Origin of the sequence: Synechococcus sp. ROS8604, assembly GCF_014279655.1 — a bacterium.
Lineage (GTDB): Bacteria > Cyanobacteriota > Cyanobacteriia > PCC-6307 > Cyanobiaceae > Synechococcus_C.
Map to the genome: position 1 here is coordinate 1,774,104 of NZ_CP047946.1, position 19,949 is coordinate 1,794,052.

The 19,949-nt window shown below is 56.2% G+C and carries 25 protein-coding genes; 6 read left to right on the forward strand and 19 right to left on the reverse strand.

Features of this window, described 5'->3' with window-relative positions; all coding sequences use genetic code 11:
• The first annotated feature begins 26 nt into the window (after nt 1-26).
• Nucleotides 27-545: a pentapeptide repeat-containing protein gene (locus SynROS8604_RS09370; RefSeq protein ID WP_006853047.1), complete on the forward strand. Its 519-nt coding sequence runs from the start codon at nt 27-29 to the stop codon at nt 543-545.
• Nucleotides 545-1,606 carry a cobalamin biosynthesis protein CobW gene (gene cobW / locus SynROS8604_RS09375; protein ID WP_186543790.1) on the forward strand — a complete coding sequence of 354 codons (1,062 nt, stop codon included), beginning with the start codon at nt 545-547 and terminating at the stop codon, nt 1,604-1,606. The genes SynROS8604_RS09370 and cobW overlap by 1 nt, the downstream gene beginning before the upstream one ends.
• Before the next feature lie 146 nt (nt 1,607-1,752).
• Here cobW and SynROS8604_RS09380 read toward each other — a convergent pair whose 3' ends face one another.
• The 3 genes from SynROS8604_RS09380 to SynROS8604_RS09390 form a co-directional block, all read right to left on the reverse strand.
• Entirely contained in the window at nt 1,753-2,385 is a 633-nt protein-coding gene (locus SynROS8604_RS09380; protein WP_255444985.1) for a L,D-transpeptidase, read from the reverse strand.
• 80 nt (nt 2,386-2,465) lie between these two features.
• Complete coding sequence (locus SynROS8604_RS09385) at nt 2,466-3,044, reverse strand: isoprenylcysteine carboxylmethyltransferase family protein (protein ID WP_186545915.1); 579 nt, start codon at nt 3,042-3,044, stop codon at nt 2,466-2,468.
• Between the two features lie 14 nt (nt 3,045-3,058).
• Nucleotides 3,059-3,403, reverse strand: coding sequence for a hypothetical protein (locus SynROS8604_RS09390; RefSeq protein WP_255444986.1), 345 nt, complete (start codon nt 3,401-3,403; stop codon nt 3,059-3,061).
• 101 nt (nt 3,404-3,504) lie between these two features.
• On the opposite strand from SynROS8604_RS09390, the gene purS reads away from it, so the two are divergent.
• The 3 genes from purS to SynROS8604_RS09405 all read left to right on the forward strand — a co-directional run bounded on the left by purS (nt 3,505) and on the right by SynROS8604_RS09405 (nt 5,613).
• A complete protein-coding gene (purS, locus tag SynROS8604_RS09395; protein ID WP_006853053.1) occupies nt 3,505-3,759 on the forward strand; it encodes a phosphoribosylformylglycinamidine synthase subunit PurS in 255 nt (84 codons plus the stop codon).
• Nucleotides 3,756-4,415: a phosphoribosylformylglycinamidine synthase subunit PurQ gene (purQ, locus tag SynROS8604_RS09400; RefSeq protein ID WP_186543792.1), complete on the forward strand. Its 660-nt coding sequence runs from the start codon at nt 3,756-3,758 to the stop codon at nt 4,413-4,415. Before purS ends, purQ begins: the two co-directional genes overlap by 4 nt.
• A 217-nt stretch (nt 4,416-4,632) precedes the next feature.
• Nucleotides 4,633-5,613, forward strand: a complete 981-nt coding sequence (locus SynROS8604_RS09405) for an LD-carboxypeptidase (RefSeq protein WP_370586496.1) — start codon at nt 4,633-4,635, stop codon at nt 5,611-5,613.
• Nucleotides 5,614-5,698: 85 nt separating this feature from the next.
• Here the strand turns inward: SynROS8604_RS09405 and fba are convergent, their stop codons facing one another.
• Complete coding sequence (gene fba, locus SynROS8604_RS09410) at nt 5,699-6,772, reverse strand: class II fructose-bisphosphate aldolase (protein ID WP_006853056.1); 1,074 nt, start codon at nt 6,770-6,772, stop codon at nt 5,699-5,701.
• Nucleotides 6,773-6,845: 73 nt separating this feature from the next.
• On the opposite strand from fba, the gene SynROS8604_RS09415 reads away from it, so the two are divergent.
• Nucleotides 6,846-6,989, forward strand: a complete 144-nt coding sequence (locus tag SynROS8604_RS09415) for a hypothetical protein (protein WP_186543793.1) — start codon at nt 6,846-6,848, stop codon at nt 6,987-6,989.
• Nucleotides 6,990-7,528: 539 nt separating this feature from the next.
• Here the strand turns inward: SynROS8604_RS09415 and SynROS8604_RS09420 are convergent.
• The 15 genes from SynROS8604_RS09420 to SynROS8604_RS09490 all read right to left on the reverse strand — a co-directional run bounded on the left by SynROS8604_RS09420 (nt 7,529) and on the right by SynROS8604_RS09490 (nt 19,938).
• Nucleotides 7,529-8,608 carry a Gfo/Idh/MocA family protein gene (locus tag SynROS8604_RS09420; RefSeq protein ID WP_186543794.1) on the reverse strand — a complete coding sequence of 360 codons (1,080 nt, stop codon included), beginning with the start codon at nt 8,606-8,608 and terminating at the stop codon, nt 7,529-7,531.
• Between the two features lie 19 nt (nt 8,609-8,627).
• Nucleotides 8,628-9,026, reverse strand: coding sequence for a hypothetical protein (locus SynROS8604_RS09425; protein WP_186543795.1), 399 nt, complete (start codon nt 9,024-9,026; stop codon nt 8,628-8,630).
• On the reverse strand, nt 9,023-9,901 hold the full coding sequence (accD, locus tag SynROS8604_RS09430) for an acetyl-CoA carboxylase, carboxyltransferase subunit beta (RefSeq protein ID WP_186543796.1): 879 nt from the start codon (nt 9,899-9,901) through the stop codon (nt 9,023-9,025). Before accD ends, SynROS8604_RS09425 begins: the two co-directional genes overlap by 4 nt.
• Nucleotides 9,902-10,031: 130 nt before the next feature.
• Nucleotides 10,032-10,844 (reverse strand): A24 family peptidase, encoded by an 813-nt coding sequence (locus tag SynROS8604_RS09435; protein WP_186545918.1) that lies wholly within the window; start codon nt 10,842-10,844, stop codon nt 10,032-10,034.
• Between the two features lie 17 nt (nt 10,845-10,861).
• A complete protein-coding gene (locus SynROS8604_RS09440) occupies nt 10,862-11,191 on the reverse strand; it encodes a hypothetical protein (protein ID WP_186543797.1) in 330 nt (109 codons plus the stop codon).
• 51 nt (nt 11,192-11,242) lie between these two features.
• Entirely contained in the window at nt 11,243-12,145 is a 903-nt protein-coding gene (locus SynROS8604_RS09445) for a phosphoribulokinase (protein ID WP_186543798.1), read from the reverse strand.
• A gap of 74 nt (nt 12,146-12,219) precedes the next feature.
• Nucleotides 12,220-13,293 carry a 3-isopropylmalate dehydrogenase gene (leuB, locus tag SynROS8604_RS09450; protein WP_186543799.1) on the reverse strand — a complete coding sequence of 358 codons (1,074 nt, stop codon included), beginning with the start codon at nt 13,291-13,293 and terminating at the stop codon, nt 12,220-12,222.
• 30 nt (nt 13,294-13,323) lie between these two features.
• Nucleotides 13,324-14,364: a UDP-3-O-(3-hydroxymyristoyl)glucosamine N-acyltransferase gene (gene lpxD / locus SynROS8604_RS09455; protein WP_186543800.1), complete on the reverse strand. Its 1,041-nt coding sequence runs from the start codon at nt 14,362-14,364 to the stop codon at nt 13,324-13,326.
• Nucleotides 14,365-14,368: 4 nt separating this feature from the next.
• Nucleotides 14,369-15,484, reverse strand: coding sequence for a glutamate 5-kinase (gene proB / locus SynROS8604_RS09460; protein WP_186545919.1), 1,116 nt, complete (start codon nt 15,482-15,484; stop codon nt 14,369-14,371).
• Nucleotides 15,481-15,990, reverse strand: coding sequence for a YqeG family HAD IIIA-type phosphatase (locus SynROS8604_RS09465; RefSeq protein ID WP_186543801.1), 510 nt, complete (start codon nt 15,988-15,990; stop codon nt 15,481-15,483). Before SynROS8604_RS09465 ends, proB begins: the two co-directional genes overlap by 4 nt.
• Nucleotides 15,990-16,535: a DUF3727 domain-containing protein gene (locus SynROS8604_RS09470; RefSeq protein WP_186543802.1), complete on the reverse strand. Its 546-nt coding sequence runs from the start codon at nt 16,533-16,535 to the stop codon at nt 15,990-15,992. Before SynROS8604_RS09470 ends, SynROS8604_RS09465 begins: the two co-directional genes overlap by 1 nt.
• Nucleotides 16,536-16,554: 19 nt before the next feature.
• Nucleotides 16,555-17,010 carry a Holliday junction resolvase RuvX gene (gene ruvX, locus SynROS8604_RS09475; protein ID WP_186545920.1) on the reverse strand — a complete coding sequence of 152 codons (456 nt, stop codon included), beginning with the start codon at nt 17,008-17,010 and terminating at the stop codon, nt 16,555-16,557.
• Between the two features lie 23 nt (nt 17,011-17,033).
• Nucleotides 17,034-18,098, reverse strand: coding sequence for a hypothetical protein (locus tag SynROS8604_RS09480; protein WP_255444987.1), 1,065 nt, complete (start codon nt 18,096-18,098; stop codon nt 17,034-17,036).
• Nucleotides 18,099-18,115: 17 nt separating this feature from the next.
• The gene (locus SynROS8604_RS09485; RefSeq protein ID WP_186543803.1) at nt 18,116-19,282 is read right to left on the reverse strand and encodes a F420-0:Gamma-glutamyl ligase; all 1,167 of its coding nucleotides are present in this window, start codon (nt 19,280-19,282) and stop codon (nt 18,116-18,118) included.
• Nucleotides 19,283-19,341: 59 nt separating this feature from the next.
• Nucleotides 19,342-19,938 carry a thylakoid membrane photosystem I accumulation factor gene (locus SynROS8604_RS09490; protein ID WP_255444988.1) on the reverse strand — a complete coding sequence of 199 codons (597 nt, stop codon included), beginning with the start codon at nt 19,936-19,938 and terminating at the stop codon, nt 19,342-19,344.
• Between the last annotated feature and the right edge of the window lie 11 nt (nt 19,939-19,949).

The window sequence follows — 19,949 nt, forward strand, 5'->3', positions numbered from 1 at the left end:
CCTGAAGCCGGCTGCATCCATATCTGATGCCCCTTCCCGATTTGTTCCGCAAGCAATTGTTATCCGTTCTGTTCGGGTTGCTTCTTACGTCGAGCTTGATCTCTTTTCCCTTCGCTGCTCAAGCCATCACGGCGCCTGAATTGCGTGGTCAATTTGCGGTGCAAGACATCAGCAACGACATGCATGGCCGAGATTTAAAAGAAAAAGAATTTTTGAAAGCTGACCTCCGTGGTGTGGACCTGAGTGACACCGACCTACGAGGAGCTGTGATCAACACCTCTCAATTGCAGGGCGCTGATCTCCATGGAGCGAACCTTGAGGATGTGGTGGCGTTTTCCAGTCGATTTGATGAAACCGACCTCAGCGACGCCAACTTCACGAACGCGATGCTGATGCAAAGCCGGTTTGTGGATGCGCGCATTGAGGGAACGGATTTCACCAACGCCGTCATCGACCTCACGCAAATGAAAGCCCTCTGTGGTCGTGCCAGTGGCGTGAATAGTGTCAGCGGCGTGAGCACCCGCGAAAGCCTGGGGTGCCGCTGATGTCTGAACGCCTTCCAGTCACCGTGATTACCGGCTTTCTCGGAGCCGGGAAAACAACGTTGTTGCGCCATTTATTGATCAACAGCGGCCAACGCCTTGCGGTGATGGTCAACGAATTTGGAACCGTGGGCCTGGATGGCGATCTCATCCGAAGTTGCGGCTTCTGCCCAGAAGATGAAATCGATGGGCGTCTTGTCGAGCTGAACAACGGCTGTCTGTGCTGCACGGTGCAGGACGATTTTCTACCGACGATGGAAACGCTGCTCGCTCGCGCTGATCAGCTCGATGGCATCGTTGTTGAGACCAGTGGTTTGGCACTTCCCAGGCCCTTGTTGCAGGCCCTCGAATGGCCCGCGATCCGGGCTCGTGTTCACGTGAATGGCGTGGTGACTGTTGTGGATGGGGAAGCCCTGAACAACGGAAGCCCCGTGGGAGATCCTGAGGCCTTGGAGCGGCAACGACAGGAAGACCCAAGCCTGGACCACCTCACCGCCATTGATGAGTTGTTCGCTGATCAACTTCAATCCGCTGACCTGGTGTTGGTCAGTCGTTCTGATCGCTTAGAGCCCAACGAACTGGACCAGATTCAGCAATCGCTTGCCCCCAAGCTGCGATCCGGTACATCGGTGATCCCGATGACTCGCGGGCAAGTGGAGTCGAGTTTGCTTCTGGGGGTCGAGCGTGAGATATCTTCCGAACATGAACATGAACACCACGATCACGATCACACACACGATCATCACGATCACACGCACTTGGATGTGGTGGGCGGAAATGTTCGTTTCGAGGGCGTCATTCAACGTGCGGACTTTGAACGCATCCTTCCTCCCTTTGTGACTGAGCATCAGGTCGTGCGCCTGAAGGGACGGGTCTGGTTGCCTGGCAAATCCCTTCCTTTGCAAGTCCAAATGGTTGGTCCCCGTTTAGAAACTTGGTTTGAAGCCGCTCCGGATCAAGCCTGGACTCCCCAAAATAAATCTGGCGTGGATCTGGTTGTGATCGGATTTGATCCAAAGGCCTCTGAAAAACTCACAACTCTCCTGCTTCAGGCGAGTCAATAAGTTCTGGCAAAAGCTCTTAAGCATCCCCCTAAAACGAACGAATCCACAGAGCCATCAGACCCTAATATGACTTCAATCTCTAAGAGATTTTCAAAGAAACTTATATGCAGCTTGCTTAAAAACAAGCTCTGAATCTTTTTCATTGGTCAGTCTTCAACAACCAATAAACGCACATCACGGCCTTTGATTAGCTGAGACAGTTCCAACATGTCGTGTTTACGAATCAGCCCAATACATCCCAAGGTTCCGCTGTTTCCATTGAGCCCTGCGCTGGGGTCTTGATGAATCCCGAGCACCCTTCGGCCCGTGGTGAAGGTTGGTTCAATGCCAATCCAAACGGGGCCTAATTCTGGATAAGCACCATCGGCCAAGGGTTCCACTGGTCCGAGGGTGTAGCTCCCCGTTGGCAGGGGAGCCTTACTGCCCATCTGATCACGGTCCGCGTTCTGGCGATGGGCACGTCCGCTCACTGCGTCGAAATGACGCGCCGGTTCCCCCGGAATCTCAAGCCTTAAATCCCAAATGGGATCTCCTGTAGAGCGAATCTGTCTCTTGGTGCGGCCAAGGACGAGCTGAGGCTCAGGATCCGGTATGGCGACCGGAGGCTCCAAAATCGCCAGCAACCTTGAACTCACCTCAACAGGTGCGGAGCTGTTCAGCACAAAGTCGTTGGCCCAACTCGGAGCACTGATCCCGAGACCTACGCAGACAGCACTGAAGAGCATCAGGGAAGGAGTGGCCCTGCTCGCCAGCCGCTGAAAGGGCATAGACCGAGGCATTCGAAATGATCGAAAAGCGCCCCTTTCTTAAGAGGATTTTTGCGTTCTTTTGAAAAAAAGAAACGGTTGCTCAGCTGGCCCTAGCCCTTGCGCCAATCCAAGCCAGGAATGCGAGGCAGAATTGCTGGGGTATTGGAGCGATAGATCAAGTAGTCGGGATGGACGGCACAAAGCCGCTTTTCTTCTCGGCGGGCCTTGCCGTTGAGCAGCGCAACCAACAGCAAAAACAGCGCCAGGTGAAGCAGGCTTCCCTTCGCAAGCACGACACCAACAGAGCAGATCACAACAGCGCGATAGAGAGGGTGCCGGCAACGGCCGTACACCCCAGACGTGATTAAAGCTGCATTGGGCTTGGGATCCGGCAATGGAGAAAGGCTGGGGCCTAACGCCAAGAAACCCTGCAGAGCCAGGCCAAGCCCAACAACAAACAGCATCAACCCGCTGACATGAAGCCATGCAGGCCAACTCCAGGCATCGAGAAGCTCAGGGGACCAGCTCGGAAGAATGTGCGCACAGATCAAGACCACTTGAGCCAGCAACCACCACTCCCCCTTTTGATTGTTGAGCAATCCAATCCAGCTCAACCCCCAACCCTGAAAGCTCTCACGCCAATCAACCTGTTGCTCTGGCTCCTTGAGCGGAAGACCCTTCTTTTCCATCGTGATCAGCAGGATTAATCCATCGGCAGGTCGCCGCGAGCGCAGACCTGACCCCAGCAAAGCGCACCCTCCTCACTCCAACTGGCCTGCACGCTGTTCCAAGAAGAGCGCTCATTGATCCGCATCCGCATCAAGCCAGTGCCGTCATGCTCGAACTGAATCCTGTGGTCATTAAACGCCAAATTCCAACGGCTACCCACGGGATCGGCCTCAAAACGGCATGGTTCCCAGGCCTCATGACTCCAGCGACACTCCACGTCGACGGCCACCGGCTCAGCCAGTGCAGGTCGAACGATGCCTGGTGCGATCAGCAGCAATGGTGTGATCAGAGTGAGTGTGAATCCGATGGATGGGATCACAGACAAAGGACATGGAGTCGTGGTCTGTTTTCAACCTGAAGAGAAAGTGACTGGAACGGGACTACGGCCTGCCAAGATTTAACAATTCATGCTCCGAGCCAGTGCCGCGTTATCAAGCTCGTGTCCTGGTGCATTTGCGCCCTTCTGTCCTAGATCCAGCCGGTGAGGCCACCCGTTCAGCCGCCAGCCGACTAGGGGTGGAAGGCGTCGAGCGGCTCCGCATCGGCAAGGCTGTCGAGCTGGAGCTAGAGGCATCGGATGAAGCGGATGCACGCCAACAGGTTGAACTCTTGAGCGATCGACTCCTCGCCAATCCTGTGATTGAGAACTGGACCATGGAGCTCAAGTTGTCATGAGCATTGGTGTTGTTGTCTTTCCTGGTTCCAATTGCGACCGGGATGTTCGTTGGGCGACGCAGGGATGCCTGGGTATGCAAACCCAATACCTCTGGCATGAAGAGACAGATCTCAGCGGCCTAGACGCTGTGGTGCTGCCGGGAGGTTTCAGTTATGGCGACTATCTGCGTTGCGGCGCAATCGCCAGATTTGCCCCCGTACTGGGTGCGTTGATCGAATTCGCCAACAAGGGCGGGCGGGTGCTGGGCATCTGCAACGGATTTCAGGTGCTCACTGAGCTCGGCTTATTGCCAGGAGCACTCACCCGCAATAGCGGCCTCCATTTCATCTGCGAAGACGCTCCACTCGAGGTGGTGAGTGCGCGCACTCCCTGGCTAGCTCACGGACAAGCCGGACAAGAAATCCAACTGCCCATTGCCCATGGAGAGGGCCGTTATCAATGCAGCGAAGACACTCTTAAATCCCTTCAAGACAGTGACGGCATCGCGCTGCGCTACACCAACAATCCCAATGGCTCCGTTGCCGATATTGCCGGAATCACCAATCCAGCTGGCAATGTTCTTGGACTCATGCCTCACCCTGAGCGGGCCTGTGATCCTGCGACAGGGGGCGTCGACGGACGCCGATTAATCGAGGCGCTGATTGATCCCTCCTGACCAGAATGAGAATGATCAACTCTAAGAAGACAAGGATTCAAAAAGATTGTTTATCCATGCGGGCTTATAATTAATTCAACAAACGCCTTGATTCTTCGCTTGCATCAGTAAATAAAAAGTATCATCTTTTGCTCGTCAAAGATAAGATCTTCTTAAGATCGAATTTAACCCTAAATAGCATGGTCATACTTGAGTGCAATGGTAAATCAGGCCTTTGATGCGTCGTCGATCATTTTTTACGTTGGGAATCCCGGCGGCCTTGGCGATGGCCGTTCCATTCTCTGCGAATGCATTGGCAGCATCGAGCCCAAAAAAATCCTTCCTACGTCCCCTAAAAAGGGGCTCAAGGCTTCGGGCGGTCAATGCCGGAACTTGGATCGATCCTGATACTGATTTTGGCCTCCTCGTGCAGCGTTGTGAGGCTGAAGGATGGGCGCTTGAGATCCCAGAATCAGTGAGGCGTCAATGGCAATGGTTTTCAGGCACCGATCAACAGCGAGCCGATGATCTTGAGCGTGCCTGGAACAATCCTTCTCTTGATGGTCTGATTTATGTCGGTGCTGGCTGGGGAGGCGCCAGGGTTTTAGAAGTTGGCTTCCGCTTTCCCAAGCGACCTCTCTGGACCTTGGGATTTTCTGACACAAGCTCGATGCTGCTGGCGCAATGGTCGGCGGGTTTGCGTGGCGCTATCCACGGATCCACAACTGGACCGGACCAACAGTGGGAACGAACGGTCCATCTCCTGAAGGGGGAACCGGTCGCGCCACTGCAAGGCCGTGCCGTACGACCCGGGGTGGCCAGTGGTCCACTCGTGGTGACCAATCTCACGGTCGCAACCCATTTGATTGGCACCCCCTGTTTGCCTGATCTGCGTGGATCCATCCTGGTGCTGGAGGATGTGGGAGAAGCTCCCTACAGAGTGGATCGCATGCTCACGCAGTGGCGCAGCTCTGGGCTGCTTCGTGGCCTTGCCGGCGTGGCTACAGGACGGTTCAGCTGGAAAGGGGAGGTGGAGCCAGGTGATTTCTCCATGGATGGGATCCTTGAGGAGCGGCTCTCTGATCTAGGCATCCCCTTGGTCATGAATTTGCCCCTTGGGCATGGACTTCCCAACATGGCTCTCCCCCTTGGTGCAGCAGCCACGCTCGACGCGAACCAAGGAACGCTGCAACTGAATCCTGAGCGCACCCATCGATAGGACAGGCATCGATAGGACACCCATCGATCAACCCATCAAAAAGGGGGGCTGACGCCCCCCCGATTGATTGACTTTGACCGAACAATCAGGCAGCAACTGCTGTCTTGGGGTCAAGGGTGCCTTTTGCATAAAGGCCGGAGTAGAAGTTGATGTCGCGCTGCTTGATCTTGCTGGCATTACCGGCAGCCCAGAACTGCTGGTAGCGATCCAAACAAACCTGCTTCATGTACTTACGAGCCGGCTTGTTGAAGTGACGGGGATCGAAGTTGGCAGGATCAGCCATCGCAGCTTCACGCACGGCAGCGGTGAAGGCCAAACGGTTGTCGGTATCGATGTTCACTTTGCGAACACCGTTACGGATCCCTTCCTGAATTTCTTCCACGGGAACGCCGTAGGTCTCAGGAATTGCACCGCCGTACTTGTTGATCATTTCCAACCATTCCTGGGGAACGGAGGAGGAGCCGTGCATCACCAGGTGAGTGTTGGGGATGGCCTTGTGGATTTCAGCAATACGGCTGATCGCGAGCACTTCACCCGTGGGCTTGCGGGTGAACTTGTAAGCACCGTGGCTTGTACCGATGGCGATCGCCAAGGCATCCACCTTGGTTTTGGCCACAAAGTCGGCAGCCTCAGCTGGATCGGTTAGGAGCTGATCCTTGGAAAGCTCACCTTCAAAACCGTGTCCGTCCTCGGCTTCGCCTTTGCCAGTTTCAAGGGAGCCAAGGCAACCCAATTCACCTTCAACACTCACGCCGATGGCATGGGCAACGTCCACGACTTCCTTCGTGACGTTGACGTTGTAGTCGTAACTCGCAGGCGTCTTGGCATCGGCCTCGAGGGATCCGTCCATCATCACGGAGGTGAAGCCATTGGCGGCTGCTCCGAAGCAAGTTGCAGGGCTATTGCCATGGTCCTGATGCATCACGACGGGAATGTCGGGATAGGTCTCAACAGCAGCCAGGATCAGGTGACGCAGGAAATTCTCACCTGCATAGGTGCGAGCCCCACGGGAAGCCTGGAGGATCACAGGAGAGTCAGTCTCGTGAGCCGCCTCCATGATCGACTGCACCTGCTCAAGATTGTTGACGTTGAAAGCAGGGATGCCGTAACCGTTTTCCGCGGCATGGTCGAGCAGAAGTCGAAGCGGAACGAGCGCCATAGTGAAGTCCTAACGAAGGCCGATCAACGGACATAGGTCCGTAACCGCGCGACTTTACCTTTGAGTCGTGTGAATGTCACGACACTCCGTTGCAGAAATCACGCTGGAGTGCCAACAACTGATCGCTCAGGCAGTGGGGACCGCCCCGAAAAGCTGCTCATCCGCTGATGGTTTGGGGGCTAAGCGGCACGCTTTTGAGGCCTCTGAATTGGCCTAAGCACGCACCAACAGACGGCTTGGCCCGTGTTTCGCTCCCATCGAAACCAGCAAAAGGCCCAAGAGAGTCCCTTGCGCTATTCGTTTCCTCTTTTTTCGTGTTGCTGAGGTGTAGAGACGCCCTTGCAACCCGCCTGATCAAAGAAAAAGTCCAAGTGCATTCGTAACAACACAACGCCCGAACTCTTGATGCGCATGCTTGCAACCATTTGAGAATCGGATTGCTGAGCACAATCGGCTCATGCGTTGGAGCAGTCTTTGCCCCATGAATGGCGCCTAATCATCTATAGATCGCCCAAAAACGTTGGCAAGGGCCGTGCACTCTTTGGAGGATGCGCAGAAAGACCTCCGGATAACCAAGAGCTTGGGACAACAAAGAACTAGGGATGACGCACGAACAATGAAGAATGAAGCAGGCCAAAACCTACCCACAAAATCTCGGCAGAAACCCAATATTGATACCCAGATTTGTACCCAGATCCGTGATCAAGATCCGCAAAGAATGATCATTGTTTCAAGAATCAGTGCGATCCAATTGGATCATGCAATCGATTGATCGCATGCTTGCTGACTAAGCAGACCCTCTGAAAGGCCTGGAACCATAGGGGTTCCGGTTCGAATACTTTGAGCCCACCAGCTCTGGATGCGGGCCACCGGCGCCACACGACCATCACTCCAGGTGGTGGGGAACATGAACTCAGCGTCAGCCTCGATATTGCGCGTGGCTTCTCCCATCGGCGTGTGCCACAGCCCAAAGCCATGGACATAATCCTTTTGGTTTGAACTTCCAAGGGTGAGGCTGCCCTCAGACCCGTAGATCTCGAGCCAGCAACCTCGACCGTTGCGGGCAACAGATGCCAGGTTGACCTGGGCTGGAACCCTCTGATCCGTTCGGCCCTGCCAATCGAGCTGCATCTGAATCAGGGAAACATCTTCAGCGTCCACTGGCGCCATGCCTCCGCTGGGATGAGGACGCTCCTTGATCGACACGCTATTGAGACCTTGGACGGATCGAATCGGTCCGACTAACCAAGCCAGCATGTCGAAGGCGTGGGTACCAAGGGCACCCAGCACACCACCACCGGCTTCCCGTTGTGAATACCAGCTCCAAGGTCGGGACGCATCCGCACGGCTACTCATCAACCAGTCGAGTTTCACCAGCCAGGGAGTGCCGACATCACCTGCCTCCAACATCCTGGCGGCCTGCATGAACAAAGGCACGGCCCGATACTCATAATCCACCGCAACACTGAGCCGGTTCTGGATTGCGACGCGTTGGAGCTCTGCCACCAATTCAGCCTTGAGAGCAACAGGCTTTTCAAGCAACAAGTGTTTGCCCGCTTTCAGCGCTTGAAGGGCCAAGGCAAAGCGTGGCTCCGGAGGGGTGGCAATGATCACAGCTTCCACGCCAGGGTCGCTGAGCAAAGCCTCCCAATCGTCATAACCAGGGAGGTTGTGCTCAAGGCAGGCCTGATCCAGGCGTTCACGGCGGGGGTGCCAGAGCGCTACCGCTTCCAGATCAGATTGAGTGGCAAGGGCTTGCAGATGAACCGATTCACCAAAACCAAGACCCGCAACCGCCACGCCAATGGGGGAAGGGCTTGAAGTTGGGAGCGCCATAAGAAAAGCGGAGTAGGGATCAGGAAAGCGAGGAAAGCTCGTCCGATGAGCACACACCGGAAAGAACACCGTCGATCAAAGGATCAGAACCAGAAGGTTGCCATTCGGCTCTGAATTGAGGCAGACCATTTTTTTGCTTATCTCTGTAGAGCTGTTGGCTGCAGTCAATCTCCATCACAACAAGCGTTCCCAACGCGGGTCGGTCATCCTCCTGGCGCAAGCTGTAGCGGCTCAGAACTGACACGGTGCCATCCTTCTTGAGCCGCAAACTTCCGGCATCCCACCATTGCTGTCCCTCTCCACTGGAAGGCACTTCTCGCCATTCAACCTGACCTGCGTAAACAGGAGCAGCACAAAGAATCAGGGCTAAAGCAACAGCGGCAACTGCCCTCAAACGTGAGGTAAATAAGTGAATCATGAGCTAGCGACCCGAGATTCACAGCCATGCAATCTGAGCAAACTCGCCAAAGTGGATCGCAATTGTGTTCGTGGAACAATCGAATCCACGAATCCATGGTCTTGCAAATACTCGGCAGTCTGAAAATTATCCGGTAATTTTTCCCTAAGGGTTTGTTCAATGACGCGCCTCCCTGCAAAGCCAATCAGAGCCTTTGGTTCGGCCAAAATAAGATCACCCAGCATCGCAAAACTTGCTGTAACGCCTCCCGTAGTGGGGTGAGTGAGCAATGGCATGTACAACACACCCGCCTCGCGGTGGCGTTCCAAAGCACCAGAAATCTTGGCCATCTGCATCAGGCTGAGCATGCCCTCCTGCATCCTTGCTCCACCTGACGCACACACAATCAGGAGTGGCAGTTTTTTGGCGGTTGCCTCCTCCACCAAGCGGGTGATCTTTTCACCAACCACCGAACCCATCGAACCGCCCATAAAACGGAAATCCATCACGGCAAGAGCCATTGGGATGCCCTCGACCTCACAAAGCCCAGTGATCACACCATCGCGCAGCCCTGTACTGGCCTGCGTTTCGCGCAGGCGATCCGCATAGGCCCTGCGGTCTTTAAAACCCAATGGATCCGTGGGTTGCAGCTCTTGATCCATCGCCACGAAGCTGTTGGGATCCACCAACACCGCAATGCGCTCAGTGCTATCGATGCGGTGGTGATAGCCACAGTTGCTGCAAACACTGGCGTTGCTCAGCAGATCCTTGCGATACACCACCTGCCCACACTCTGGGCACTTGCTCCAGAGGCCGTCGCCTTCATCGGGCTCTTGATTCACCTTGCCGACGTACTGACCCTTACGGCGGTCAGCGAACCAGTCGAACAAACTCAAGGTTGATTACTCCTTAACAGCAACAGCAGATCTCAGTTGGCATTGGGGCTTTCGGTTTGTACGAGCGCCACATTGGGGAGATCCGAGGGTACGAATCACTCAAGGCTAGGACAGGGATGTTGCAATTCTTTCAAAGGCCCCCAAACAAGCCGAACCATTGCTGACCCCACCACTCAGCACCTCCGATCCAGGTCAGCCAGATTCCAAGGGCAATAAAAGGACCAAAGGGGAATGGCTGTCTCGGCCCTAACCGTCCAGATAGACGTCCAATCGTGCCAAACAAGGCACCGCTAAAAACGGCGATTGCCAAAGAAACCAAGACACCGCCCAAGCCGAGCCAGGCACCTGCGACAGCTGCCAATTTGGCATCACCAAGTCCGAGCGCAGGTTGTCCCAGCATTCGCTCAGCAGTACCACTTAATCCTTCCAGCGCCAGCAATCCTGCGGAAGCCGCCAACAGATGATTGAGGAGCACGGAACTCGCTTCCGGCCCTGGAATGACCAGATACAGAGCACCCGTGAAGGCAAGGCCGAGCAACACCCCGATTCTGCAAAGAGGTTCGGGCAGCCAGAGATTATCAATATCAATCAACACCAGGGGCAAAAGCACGCTGATCAGAACAATCCCCGCCAACACATTGAGCAAGGCCAGGCCTAATTGATCAGATGCGGCAAGCAATCCATGGCCCCACAACGCGCTCAACCAAAGAAGGGCACTGATCAGTTCCACCAATGGATAACGGCCCGAGATGCCCTGATGGCAATCGCGACAACGGCCCCGAAGCCACACCCAGCCCAGCACCGGCACATTGTCGTGCCAGCGCACCGCCTGGCCACACTTCGGACAGTGACTACCAGGCCAAACCACTGATTCTTGGCGCGGCAACCGCCAGGCCACCACATTGGCGAAGCTCCCCACACAGGCACCGCCAACCACAAGCATCAGGCTGAGCAAACCGGTCAAAGCCCTGACCCTCTTGGTCGATCTCGCCAGCCACGCGGGCGACGCAGCCGACGGCCGATGAGATCGATGCTGATGAAATGCTCTTGTAGCAACAGAGTGGGACTTTCGAACACAACCCTGCCTTCATCTAAGCGCTCATTCACAACAACACCCATCGGTTCAAGTTGCTGCCCAGAGTCACTTAAAAAGCGGAAGTAGATCCGTCGTGCCAAGGCGATTAGACGACGACTATCCACTCTGTCCCAGCGTGGTGGTGGAGTTGTTGATCCACCGGCACCTGCAATTTCAAAGGAGGGAGAGGACAAAAAAAGGACCCACCTGATCATTCAGATGAGTCCACGATAGATGTGATTGCTCAAGATGTTCGGCAGAAGCAATCAGGAGACCTTGCTTTGCTCTTCAATCATGCGGTGAATGATGGGAGTCAAGATGAGCTCCATCGCGAAGCCCATCTTTCCTCCATTCACAACAATGCTGGTGGGACTGCTCATGAAGGAGTCATGAATCATGCTCAGCAGATAGCTGAAGTCAATTCCCCACTTCTCACGAGCTCCTTTGCGGAAGTGAATGATCACGAAGCTTTCATCTGGCGTCGGGATGTTGCGACAGATGAATGGGTTGGAGGTGTCCACCGTGGGCACCCGCTGGAAGTTGATATCCGTGCGGCTGAACTGGGGACAGATGTGATTGATGTAATCAGGCATGCGGCGCAGGATCGTGTCCACGATCGCTTCGGCTGAATAACCGCGCTCAGCGTTATCACGGTGAATCTTTTGGATCCACTCAAGGTTGGTGATCGGAACAACACCCACCAGCAGATCGGCGAGGGAAGCCACGTCGTAACCGTCTCCGACAACGCCGCCGTGGAGGCCTTCGTAGAACAACACATCCGTCCCACCAGGGATGGATTCCCAGGGGGTGAACTGACCTGGATCCAAGTTCACGCCGAGGCGAGCGTTGTGCTCAGCAGCCTCTTCTGGACTGTGGAGGTAATAACGCTTCTGACCTCCACCCGTTTCGCCATAGACGCGGAAGAGCTCTTCGAGCTTGTCGAAGAGGTTGGCTTCGGGTCCGAAGTGGGAGAAATTCTCACCCTTCGCAAGCGATTCAGACATGGCGGCCTTCATCGCCATCCGCTCGAAGCGGTGGTAGCTGTCGCCCTCCACCACTGCAGGAGTGATGTTCTCCCGAGCGAAGATGTGCTCAAAAGCCCTCTTAACAGTGCTGGTGCCTGCACCTGAGGAACCCGTGACAGCCACGACGGGGTGACGCTTCGACATCGACGGAGGAAGATCTGGCCAAATGAGTTTGGCAGGTCAAAGGGCAAATTCCACATTTTTCCTGCCAGGTCGCATCAGAGTGTCTTGAGAAGTTCCTCCCCCATCGCCTGACAGCCCAGGGCAGTACAGCCTTCAGACATCAAATCTCCAGTGCGGAATCCGGCTGCCAAAACGCGATCAACAGCTTGTTCGAGATCGTCCGCTGCTGCGTTTTGTTTGAGACCGGTCCGCAACATCATGGCTGCGGAGAGCACCATGGCCATCGGGTTGGCCTTGTCTTGACCAGCGAGATCAGGGGCTGAACCATGAACGGGTTCATACAAACCAGGCCCTTCACTTCCCAGAGAGGCGGAAGGGAGCATGCCGATCGAGCCGGTGAGCATGGCAGAAATATCGCTGAGAATGTCTCCAAAAAGATTGCCAGTGAGCACCACGTCGAACTGGCGAGGGTCTCTCACCAGTTGCATCGCCGCATTGTCCACATACAAGTGACTGACATCCACTGCGGGGTAATCGCCTTTCATGCCCTCCACGCGATCACGCCACAGTTGGCTGACATCGAGCACATTGGCCTTGTCCACCGAGCAGAGCTGCCCACGTCGTTCACAGGCCAGCTTGAACGCCACCCTGGAGATTCTGTCGATCTCAGAATCCGAGTAGGTCATGGTGTTGAACGCACGCTCTTCACCATCGGCCTGCACACGACCTTTCGGTTGACCGAAATAAATGCCTCCGGTGAGTTCCCTCACCACCATCAGATCCACCCCTTCCACAACTTCGGGTCGCAGGCTGCTGGCACCAATCAGGGCAGGGACAATTTTGACTGGACGGAGATTCGCAAACAGCTCCATGCCAGAGCGCAGGGCCAGCAATCCACTCTCGGGCCGTTGTGCCCGAGGCAAGGAATCAAATCGAGGGCTCCCGATCGCTGCCAGCAAAACGGCATCGGCAGCCTTACACGCTTCAAGGGTGCTCGCTGGTAGGGGTTCACCCGTGGCATCGATGGCAGAGCCACCGATCGGCGCTTCACTGAATTCGAGCGTGAAACCATGCTTGCGCGACACGGCTTCCAAGAGCTGCCTCGCCACAGCCGTGATCTCTGGTCCAATGCCATCACCCGGAAGCAAAACAACGCGATGCAGTGGCATTGGAACTCAGAGGGGGGAGAACAAGAGAGGTTACTGAGCGGCTTTCTTGAGTTCCCGGATCTGCTTCGCCATCTCAGGCAATTTGCTGAACGCGGCCGAACAACGCAGCCAGAGCTTGTTGGGAATCGCCGGATAGCCACTCACCACCTCGCCGGGCTCCACCTCTCCATGGATCCCGCTCTTGGAACTGGCGATCGCACGATCGCCAATGATCGCTCGGTTGGCCACACCAACCTGTCCAGCCAAAATCACCCCATGGCCAAGGCGAGCGCCGCCCGCAATGCCCACCTGCGAGGCCAGAGCACAGCCCCGTCCGGTGACAACGCCATGGCCGATTTGCACGAGATTATCGATCTTGGTTCCCGCCCCAATCCGGGTTTCACCCACGGAGGGACGATCAATCGTGCTGCCGCATCCCACCTCAACACCCTCCTCCAGAACAACGAGCCCCGTTTGAGGCATTTTTCGCCACCCCTTGGCGGTTGGAACAAAGCCAAACCCCTCGGAGCCCACCACCGCGTTGGAGTGGACCACACAATGGTTGGCTAATCGCACGCCTGGGTGCAGCACCGCATTGGCATGCAGTTCGCAGAATTGACCGACCCTCACATCCCCGTAAATCACCACACCGGCATGAAGGGTGCTGTTGGCACTGATGCGTGTGTCGTCACCAATGCAAACGTGAGGGCCAATTGAGACCCCAGCATCGATCTGAACCCTGTCACCGATCACCGCCGAAGGATGGATGGTGGCTTCTGGTCTGGGGCGAGGATGTAAGCGCTCGAGGGCTTCGGCAAAGGCCAAACGGGGATCAGCCATCACAGCCCAAGCCAGCCCGCGCTGCTCAGCCATCGCCTTGAGGTCGTCCTGATTGGGAATCAAAACGGCACCAACATGGCTGGTTTCCAGGCTCTGAATCAGAGCGTTGCCCTTTTCAAGGAAGCTGAGTTGATCGGCTTCGGCTCTCTCCAAAGAGGCCGCTCCTCGGAGCTCAGGATTGCTGCCGAGCTGATGCTCCAGCAGACCTGCCTCTCCATCCTGAAGGACGGCGATTAACTGGCTGAAACGCATCGATTCAGGAGTCTGATGGGCGGATCGTAGGCGTGCTGAGGACAAGCACGTCTCGATGAACCACAACAGGCGAGCTGCCTTGCCGATCGGGTCGCGCTGGCTCTTTAACGAGACGTCGCAGGGACTCACTGCTGAGGGAGCTCAAGCCACGGGCTACTTCAAGGCCCTCATGATCGACGATCCTCACGGGTTGATTGGCCGTGAAGTCTCCGGTTAGGTCCGTAATTCCCACCAACAGCAAGGAGGCACCTCTATCGCACAACGCTTGGCAGGCACCGTGATCGATTTGCAGGCTTCCATGGGGTTGCAAGGCATGGGCCAGCCAGCTTTTTCGATGACCAAGGGGCTGGGGGTGGGGGTGAAACACCGTTCCTCCGCGCCCGCCAGCCAACATGGTTTCCAGCATTTGCTGATCGCGACCATCCGCCAAATGCACGGTGATTCCGCTCGCGGTGGCAATCCGAGCCGCCGCGAGTTTGGTGGTCATCCCACCCGTTCCCCAACGACCTCCGTCTCCTGCACCTTGTTCAAGGGCCTGCAGGTCTGCTGGGTGATGGACGTCCGAAATCGGGCGAGCCGAGGCGTCACTGCGCGGATCAGCGGAGTACAAGCGATCGATATCGGTCAACAGAATCAGATCATCCGCATCAATCGCTGCTGCAACGAGGGCTGAGAGCGTGTCGTTATCGCCAAAACGCAGCTCTGCCGAAGACACCGTGTCGTTTTCGTTAATGACCGGCAAAACCCGCCATTCGAGCAACTGATGCAGGGTTGCAGAAGCGTTTTGATAACTCCGACTGTCGGCCAAGTCAGATCGGGTGAGCAAAACCTGCGCGACTGGAATGCCATGAACGGCCATCGCTTCTTCGTAAAGAGCCATCAGATGGCCTTGACCGATCGCCGCAGCCGCTTGAAGACCGCTCAACGTTGAAGGCCTGGCCTTCAGGCCCAGGCGCTGACATCCGAGTCCAACAGCGCCACTTGTGACCAAGACGACACGGTCACCGCGCTGGAGACATTGGGCGAGATTTTGACACAAGGCCGAGATGGCATCAGCCGTGCTGCGATGGTCCGTGCTGCGCAGCAAACTCGTTCCAACTTTCACCACCCGCAGGCTCATGCGTGGCCTGCTCCAAGCCATCGGGCGAGTTGCCTCTCCAACACCTGAACGCGATCGTGACGACAAGGGGTTCCGTCTTCACGCAGAGGTCTGACCAAAACCGTATACAAACCAAGCCGGTTTCCAGCCAGAACATCGGTGAACACACGATCACCCACCATGGCGATCTGCTCCGGCTTGAGATCCAAGGCTTGGATGACGCGGCGGATCGCTCCGCGACGCGGTTTGGCGGCAGAGCTGGTGAATTCAATCCCAAGCTGCTCAGCCACAGCCCCGATTCTCTGACGGGAGGGATTGTTGCTGATCAAATGAAGGTGCGTATGGCGTTGAGCAGATTGAGCCCAGTGAAGAACGGAGGGAGGCAAGGCCACATCGCGCCCTGGTAGAAGCGTGCGATCAACATCAAGCAACAAAGCCTTGATGCCTCTGCCAAGTAAGGGCTCCAAGGGAAGATTGGCCAGGGTCACGCCCGGATCCCAATCAGGTCGCAGCCAATCACGACGCATCACTCAGATAGCTCACGCTCATCAAGCTCAGCCTCGATTCGAGGTTGAATTTGGTCGAACTCATCCCCTTCCACCAACACCGCAGCGCCATCATCCATGCGGGCGACAACAAAGAATGGATCTAAGGGGATGTAAAGCCCGTATTCCAATTCATCGGCCAAAAAGCTCACCAGCAATTCATAGGTCTCCGATTCATCGTCACCTGCCTCATCCTCATCGAGATCTTCAGGATCGGGCTCATCCAGCTCACCATTCACGGTGAGGGTGACCGCGGAGCGCACAAGGGTGAGGTCATGCTCTTGAAGCACCACATCAGCCACCGAAAGAATCGGTTCATTGCTGGTGATGCTGTCGATCAGCTCAGGCTCATCACCGTCCTTCAACCGGAACAAGCAGACCGGAGTGTCGACAGGGGTGAGTAACGCGTAGTCCTGACCATCGAGGGGAATGAGCTGCTCAAGAAAACAAAGAAGATCACGCCCTTCACTGTCTTTTACTAGCAGAGTTGGTACGTCTCCGCTGTTGTTCGGGCCGCTAGAACTCATTGCTCAAGAATCATTGCCTTCAGGATCCTTCATTGCCGTCCGTCTTGCTAGCAGACGGGGTCGCCATGTCGACCGGTTCGGGCTCTTGCCCATCCGAGAGCCATTGTTCAAGAAGCAGTGCAGCGGCTGCACTGTCGAGTCGGCCGCTGCGATCGCCTTGCAAGCCATGTCGGTCGGCCGCGGCCCAACTACTGCTGTGTTCATTCACGAGCGCCAGAGGCAGCTTTAAAGCCATGGCCAAGCGCTGTCCGTAGCGCTGGCAATGGCCTGCTTGCTCTGTGAATTGTCCCTCTGCATCCAGGGGGAGACCGACAACCAGGCCCTGCACTCGACGGGTCAGACAGACCTGTCCCAAATGCTCCAGGTCATGCTTAAACGTCCTGCGGAACAACGCAGGGAGAGGACGCACCGTGATGCCAAGGGCATCACACCCTGCCAAGCCAATGCGCTTGCGGCCCACATCCAGGCTCAACATCGATCGGGGTGATGGGCTCAAGATCAGCGCTCGCGACCCAGTGTTGGCGTCGGCAACGGCGGCTGCTGGGGCTGAAGACGTCCCAACATCGATTCCAGGGGACGGATGCCACTGAGCTCTCGGCTACCAAGCTTGCGCCAGAGGCTTCGACCCAGGACGAGCTGGGTTTGCTGCGACTGGAATCCACAACGCTGAACGATGGCCTGGAGCCGTTCATCATCCTCATCCACCAGGAGTTCAGGAGCGGGTTGAAGCCGGGCCAAGCGCTCCAAAGCAGGAGGCAAGGCATCCATGAGCCGGTCATCCCAGGCCACACCACGCAACAGTTCAAGCCTTGGCCTAGCAAAGCCAGAGGGTCTTGCCACAAGTCCTGCAAGCACCTGATTTTGATCAGAATCGATTCGTTCCAGAAGGCCGCAACCCTTCGAACGTTGATCCACAAGGTCTTGCCATTGGCGATCAAGAATTTGCCGATGATGCGTCGAACAACAGGCTTGCTCGAGAGCAAACAGTTGTCTTGCGGTGCTGTTGTCGAGAGCGCTCCAACGACACTGACTCGGCAACTCAGAGGTGGGTGGCCCCGAAACGGACGGTGGATCAACCCGCCAAACCCCAAATCGTCTCAGCGGTTGAAATCCCAGTTCACGGGCAAGGTCCAGCTGATCTTGATCGTTGCTATCGCATCGGATCAACCAACTCTGTGAACGGGCGACCCCATCGCTGAGGGCTTCATGGAGCAACTGCCGGACCACAGAAATTCTGCTGGTACCCGATGGCTCTTGCCGTTCCTCGAGCTCCAGCTGCCAACAACTCTTGCGGCGGTTGAGCGACCGCAAAATCACAAGAGACAGCAAACGATCCGCTTTTATGGCGTCCTGCTCCAAGGCGACGAGCACCCTCAGCTTGCGGAGAAGCCAGGTCTGGAGCATCAGGGCCTGCGGTTGATCGGCCCACTGGTTCGATGTGCTGACCTGAGCAGACGTCAACAGCAATCGCATGTGGGCTGCGTTGAGAGTTTCCACCCGTGGAGAGCTGCCGGATGCTTGATCCACATCGCGTCCGCTGTAGGTCATTAATGTATCGCTCACCTCGGGCCGCCGAGGATTTAGGCCGGTCGAACCAAGACAAGAGGCGTCCGCTCGTTGGCATTGCCGGCAGGGTTTGGCTTCAGGGCTCGGTGGAGCAGCGCTTCATCGCAGCCACGGCTGGAGGCCAGCACTTTGACCCGACCGAGATCGTTGACATCAACAATCGCCACCGACACGCCAAGCGTCTCTGCGGCGAGATTGCAAAGCTCTGCGGGTGAGTCCGGACCAAGAACAATGGTTTGGTCATAGGGAGGCGTAGTGCCAGTGATGTCGTCGATCAGTCGTGCTTGGTCACCTGCAAGGCGATAGAACCAACCCTTCAGGCCCACGAGTTTTAAAACGAACCCCACACTCCAAGCCATCAGAACCCGTGTTGGTCCCACCTGATCGATCAAGGTTTGAATGCCGCAGGCTGTTGCCAAGCTGCTCGTGGGGTGGAACACACGACAGAGCAAGCGGGCGATCCAACTCGGCTGAACCGTGGAGGGGTGCGCGTATCGACCCTGAATCACCGCAACGGGTGTTTCCCCAATCGTGAGCACATCTCCAGGCTGAATCAAACCACCTGCGTAGTGCTTGAGCACGTCAACCGTGTCATCCAAGGGACCGAGCAAGTGCGTTTTGATCGGCAAAACCGCGCATCCATCCCCCTGACGGAATGCAGCATCTGCCCCCTGAAGGGGTTCTGGTTGATGGGTTGGAACCACCATGCCTTGACGGCGATGCAAACGGCCAAAGGGCCCGTAATTCACCCAATGCACATCAACCCAAACGCTGTCGACCCGATCGTTGATGGCAACCTCTTGATCCGCACTGAAGGTGAGTTGCACCTTCACCCGGGTGCTCTTACGACCTTTCACGATGTAAGCAGCCCAATACCCATCCGGGCGGGCGTCCTCATCAGGGTGATGCGGAGTGATTTTGGTTTGAACGTTGACGGAACTCAGGTCGTTGTTCCCGAGCAATGTTGGTTCCACGCCCAGCTCTGGCACCATCACTTCCATGCGCTGATGGGGGTTGGTAATCGTCAACCAACCTTCAAGAACGAGGCTCTTGGACGTGTGCTGCACTTGCCAATCATGGGCCCGTACTTGAAGGGGTGACGACGGCCTGAGCCGATGCCGTGCCTCAATCCAAAGCACACCGATGCCGAGCAGGAGCAAGATCAGCAGCAGCGTGCACATAGGAAAACGGTCAGCCGACCGGAAACAATCAAGCAGCGTAAAGGGTTCCGGTGGATTGATCAGCGCGACAGCACTTCTGTATTGAGCTCGTTGAAACTGATGGTGGTGCTGCCCTCGGCAGGGGCCTCAATTCCTGTGGCTGCACTGATGGCAGCGTTGATGGCTTCCAGAGGAACCTGTCCGTCCTCATCGAGGAGGACCTTGCCCTTACCATCGATCACCACAACCTGCGGGATCGTGCCATGCCAGTAGGTCGCAGGATCGGATCGGTCTTGGCTGGCATCCCCTTGAAAGGCATCGGTGGTGAAGGGAAGCAAGTCCACCTCACGCCCCCACAAACGCTGAAGTTCAGACACCACAGGCGCAAAAATCTTGCTGGTGCTGCTGTCATCCAAGTAAAAAACGATCACGCTGGTGCGTTCTTTCTCAAAGGCGTCCTTCAGGTTTGTCGCGGGTGGAACAAGTGATCCATTGCCTGCATACAGCGCAAAAATATTGCCGTCGTAACTGTCGGTGTCCCTCGCCGCCTCAGCTGGATTCGCCATCAGCAGCAAGCACAATCCTGCAGCGACGAGAGAACGCAGGACCGCGCGCAAGATGCTGAGCAGAGGCATGGTGCTGAGCAAAGGCATGGTGCTGAACACTGGATGCAGCATTCTGACCGCTG

What these genes read in the sequence shown, in the direction of transcription:
- SynROS8604_RS09380 (WP_255444985.1), bottom strand. Translation starts at nt 2,385, where the DNA reads ATGCCTCGGTCTATGCCCTTTCAGCGGCTGGCGAGCAGGGCCACTCCT.
- lpxD (WP_186543800.1), bottom strand. Translation starts at nt 14,364, where the DNA reads ATGCGTTTCAGCCAGTTAATCGCCGTCCTTCAGGATGGAGAGGCAGGT.
- SynROS8604_RS09485 (WP_186543803.1), bottom strand. Translation starts at nt 19,282, where the DNA reads ATGTGCACGCTGCTGCTGATCTTGCTCCTGCTCGGCATCGGTGTGCTT.
- SynROS8604_RS09405 (WP_370586496.1), top strand. Translation starts at nt 4,633, where the DNA reads ATGCGTCGTCGATCATTTTTTACGTTGGGAATCCCGGCGGCCTTGGCG.
- SynROS8604_RS09425 (WP_186543795.1), bottom strand. Translation starts at nt 9,026, where the DNA reads ATGATTCACTTATTTACCTCACGTTTGAGGGCAGTTGCCGCTGTTGCT.
- cobW (WP_186543790.1), top strand. Translation starts at nt 545, where the DNA reads ATGTCTGAACGCCTTCCAGTCACCGTGATTACCGGCTTTCTCGGAGCC.
- SynROS8604_RS09420 (WP_186543794.1), bottom strand. Translation starts at nt 8,608, where the DNA reads ATGGCGCTCCCAACTTCAAGCCCTTCCCCCATTGGCGTGGCGGTTGCG.
- SynROS8604_RS09465 (WP_186543801.1), bottom strand. Translation starts at nt 15,990, where the DNA reads ATGCGTCGTGATTGGCTGCGACCTGATTGGGATCCGGGCGTGACCCTG.
- SynROS8604_RS09470 (WP_186543802.1), bottom strand. Translation starts at nt 16,535, where the DNA reads ATGAGTTCTAGCGGCCCGAACAACAGCGGAGACGTACCAACTCTGCTA.
- SynROS8604_RS09415 (WP_186543793.1), top strand. Translation starts at nt 6,846, where the DNA reads ATGTCACGACACTCCGTTGCAGAAATCACGCTGGAGTGCCAACAACTG.
- SynROS8604_RS09490 (WP_255444988.1), bottom strand. Translation starts at nt 19,938, where the DNA reads ATGCTGCATCCAGTGTTCAGCACCATGCCTTTGCTCAGCACCATGCCT.
- SynROS8604_RS09370 (WP_006853047.1), top strand. Translation starts at nt 27, where the DNA reads ATGCCCCTTCCCGATTTGTTCCGCAAGCAATTGTTATCCGTTCTGTTC.
- purQ (WP_186543792.1), top strand. Translation starts at nt 3,756, where the DNA reads ATGAGCATTGGTGTTGTTGTCTTTCCTGGTTCCAATTGCGACCGGGAT.
- SynROS8604_RS09445 (WP_186543798.1), bottom strand. Translation starts at nt 12,145, where the DNA reads ATGTCGAAGCGTCACCCCGTCGTGGCTGTCACGGGTTCCTCAGGTGCA.
- SynROS8604_RS09440 (WP_186543797.1), bottom strand. Translation starts at nt 11,191, where the DNA reads ATGATCAGGTGGGTCCTTTTTTTGTCCTCTCCCTCCTTTGAAATTGCA.
- leuB (WP_186543799.1), bottom strand. Translation starts at nt 13,293, where the DNA reads ATGCCACTGCATCGCGTTGTTTTGCTTCCGGGTGATGGCATTGGACCA.
- proB (WP_186545919.1), bottom strand. Translation starts at nt 15,484, where the DNA reads ATGAGCCTGCGGGTGGTGAAAGTTGGAACGAGTTTGCTGCGCAGCACG.
- SynROS8604_RS09385 (WP_186545915.1), bottom strand. Translation starts at nt 3,044, where the DNA reads ATGGAAAAGAAGGGTCTTCCGCTCAAGGAGCCAGAGCAACAGGTTGAT.
- fba (WP_006853056.1), bottom strand. Translation starts at nt 6,772, where the DNA reads ATGGCGCTCGTTCCGCTTCGACTTCTGCTCGACCATGCCGCGGAAAAC.
- ruvX (WP_186545920.1), bottom strand. Translation starts at nt 17,010, where the DNA reads ATGTTGAGCCTGGATGTGGGCCGCAAGCGCATTGGCTTGGCAGGGTGT.
- SynROS8604_RS09435 (WP_186545918.1), bottom strand. Translation starts at nt 10,844, where the DNA reads ATGCTTGTGGTTGGCGGTGCCTGTGTGGGGAGCTTCGCCAATGTGGTG.